This is a genomic window from Atopobacter phocae ATCC BAA-285, assembly GCF_000526675.1.
Classification (GTDB): domain Bacteria; phylum Bacillota; class Bacilli; order Lactobacillales; family Aerococcaceae; genus Atopobacter; species Atopobacter phocae.
Genome location: NZ_JAGN01000070.1, coordinates 1 through 3,394, shown reverse-complemented (window position 1 = coordinate 3,394; position 3,394 = coordinate 1). Strand labels below are relative to the sequence as shown.

The 3,394-nt window shown below is 34.4% G+C and carries 3 protein-coding genes; all 3 read right to left on the bottom strand.

The genetic code is table 11. The features are described 5' to 3' along the window. Positions 1 to 263: 263 nt before the first annotated feature. Positions 264 to 1,496 (bottom strand): NupC/NupG family nucleoside CNT transporter, encoded by a 1,233-nt coding sequence (locus L866_RS0108075; protein WP_211236695.1) that lies wholly within the window; start codon positions 1,494 to 1,496, stop codon positions 264 to 266. Between the two features lie 78 nt (positions 1,497 to 1,574). Next, entirely contained in the window at positions 1,575 to 2,528 is a 954-nt protein-coding gene (locus L866_RS0108070; RefSeq protein WP_025730864.1) for a nucleoside hydrolase, read from the bottom strand. Between the two features lie 380 nt (positions 2,529 to 2,908). Then, on the bottom strand, positions 2,909 to 3,394 hold a 486-nt coding region (locus L866_RS08885; protein WP_035446504.1), incomplete at its 5' end, for a MiiA motif-containing surface protein.

The following is a 3,394-nucleotide window of genomic DNA, read 5'->3' as shown; positions in this document are numbered from 1 at the left end:
CTCCTGGGTAGGTTTTCTGGTAAAAACATTGTACCGTAAAAGGAGCTTTATATGGCCTTTTATCTTTTACACAATTATATGGACTTTATCTAAATTTCAGTCATTATTTATTTTTTTGAATAGTCTATTAAAAATCCACTGTAACAACTTCTCTATTCTTCAGAAAAAAACACCTCAATATTGATTAAACAATATTAAGGTGTTGCTTCATTTTGATGGTTTTATATTTAATTTTCAATATTTTTTCACGTGAATATTATTACTTATATAAACATCCCTGCTATCGATGCATTTAAAAGAGAAACGAGCATACCAACTAACATAGCACGTAAGCCTAATTTTGAAACGACAGCTCGTCGAGTAGGTGCTAATTCACCCAGTCCGCCAATTTGTGATGCGATTGCACCAAAGTTTGCAAACCCAGCTAATGAAAAACTCAGTAACATTAAGGTTTTTGGCGATAGTTCATCCGCAATTTTTCCCACGTTTACATAGGCAACGAATTCATTGATAACCATTTTTTGTCCTAAAAATTGTGCGGCTACCATCGACTCTTTCCATGGAACACCAATTAAAAATGCCACAGGAGATAATATAAATCCAAGTATTCGCTCTAACGTTAAATTATTCAGACCCACTAAATCACCTAAATTTCCTAGAACACCATTAACTAAGGCGATTAAAGAAATAAAAGCAAATAATATTCCTCCAATTTGAATTGCCATTCCTACACCAGTTGAAGCTCCGCGTGCGGCCGCATCAATAATATTAGTCGGTTGATTTTCTTGGTCCATTTGAATTTTTACATTATCTTGTCCCGTTTTAATTTTGTCTAACGCTTCTTTTGGTAAAGGATAGACAATTTTAGATAACAATAGTGCTGCTGGCGCTGACATAAAACTTGCTGCTAATAAATACTTTAATGGGATCCCTAACAATGAATAGCCTACTAAAACCGTTCCAGAAACCGAACCGAAACCTCCTACCATAATAGCAAAAATTTCCGAATCACTTATTTTACTTAAGTACGGTTTAACTACAAGGGGTGCTTCTGTTAATCCTAAGAAAATATTAGCCGCTGCAGATAGCGACTCAACCCGTGTTGTTTGGAGTAGTTTGGATAATCCTCCTCCAATAATGTCAATTACTCGTTGCATAATACCGATATAATACAACACCGATATAAGTGATGAGAAAAAGACAATCACTGTTAATACTTGAATAGCAAACACAAACCCACCTTCAACGAGCGGTCCAAATAAAAAGCTAATTCCTTCATTTGCATATCCCACTACGCCACTTAGACCGTCACTCATTCCTAACATAACGGCCTGTCCAACTGAGGATTTCAAGGCTAAAAATGCAAAAATAATTTGAATCGAAAGTGCGGCTCCAATTGTTCGGAAATTTAATCTTTTCCGATCAAAACTAAGCAAGTAAGCCAATACCAAAACTGTCACAATTCCTAAAACGCCTCTTAAAATATTAATGATCAATCGCTCCCTTATATATAATGTATTCTTATAGCTGATGTGAAACCAATTTTTCCTCATTTAATCATATAGTTTTTTTAACTAATTAATTGCACCTAACACTGTCATTAAATGCTGTTTAAATTTTTCGCCATCAATTGCTTCACATACACGTATATTTGGTTCTCTACCGAGATCTGATTGCAAATCAACTAAATTATAACCACGTGTAATGGTTCCTTGCGTTTCTATATCTACATAGTAACTACCCGATTTGGTCATTAGTGACTCATCCGCTACTATGGCTACAACTACTGAATCTGGACAAGTAATGCCATCAATTCCTCGCTTGGCTAATTCAAATTCTCTAACATGTGTATTCACTTTTATAAAAAATTCTGATCCTTTTGTTTGAAGAGCTTCAATTTCATTAATGGCATCTTCATACATTACTGCGTGTTTCAAACACATATCCCAAGTAACCATCGTCATTGGCATACCTGAATGTAATACGAGTTTAACTGCTTCTGGATCCGTATAAAAATTATATTCAGCTACAGCCGCAATATTTCCTAGCGAGTTATTGACACCACCCATAATCCACAAATGCTTAATTTTATCTACAATTTTCGGTTCACGTTTAACTGCCATTGCAATATTCGTTAAAGGTGCTATTGCAATAATTTCAATTTCGCCTGGATTGTCCATAATGGTTTGAATAATAAAATCAACCGCATGCATCTCTTCTGGACGCTGTTTAGCTTTTTCAAAGAATGAATTTCCCATGCCATCAATTCCCATAATTCGCTCTTCCGTCCAATGTTTAGCGCCTATTTCTCGCATCATTGGTCCGTCATGTCCCTTAAAAACAGGAACGTATGTATCAGGATTAGACAACTCAATCGTATATAACGCATTTTCAACTTCTTGTTCAAAGGCTACATTGCCTCCAGCAATTGTAATACCTTCTACTTTAAAATGATGCAAAGCAGTCAAAATGGCTGTTGTATCGTCTCCAGCTGTATCCGTATCTAAAATTACACGTCTTTTTGTCATGACTTTTCTCCATTCTATTTTGAGTTACTCTTCTTTTTTTATCGTTCATCACATAGTAATTTAGCATTATTTATCAAATGTATTTAAGCGAACTATAGAATTATAAAACACATTAATAGTTCGTTTTCAAAGAGAGAGTGTGTATATAATACAACGAAAAATATATTATTTCAACCTAAAAATGAATATCAGTGAGTTTTGATTTATTAATGCATTAAAATGACTAGCTTGTATTTTTTACTTTCAATTTAATAGACAGCTAATAATTATAAAAGAAATCATAATAAAAACCCTCGACAATTTCTTATCGAGGGTTTTTAAAAATTAAATTAATTTAAAATAAATTTACATGTAATTTACTTCGAACTTATTTTATTTCTTTACTTTTTTCTACTTATAGCAAGTATTAATATACTTCCTAACGCTAGTGACATAAGTGCTGCTGTCATTATAGCACTTGATTGTTCACCTGTTTCTGGTAACTCATTATTTGAGCCAATTCCAGCAGCTTGTACTTTGCTACTCTCAAAGATTGACTTTTTAGAATGATTTTGTTTAACGATTACTTGATCTGAGAAAAGCGTATCCGTTGATTTATCTGGATAAGTTACGGTCACTGTACCATCGTCCCCTACGCTGACATTATCTTTTGTAATGCCTTTGCCTGGGTTAGCTTTCACCACTTCATCTGCCACTTGGTCTTTTTCATCCGGTGTCAGATTGTTAACATCTTTTACTGGTACTTTGACAGCTGGATCGATTAGGTCTATTTCATCCGCAATCGTTGATCCGCCAGATCCATCTTTATCTACTATCACTTGATCTGGTGCCAACGTATCCGTTGATTTGTCTGGATAAGTTACAGT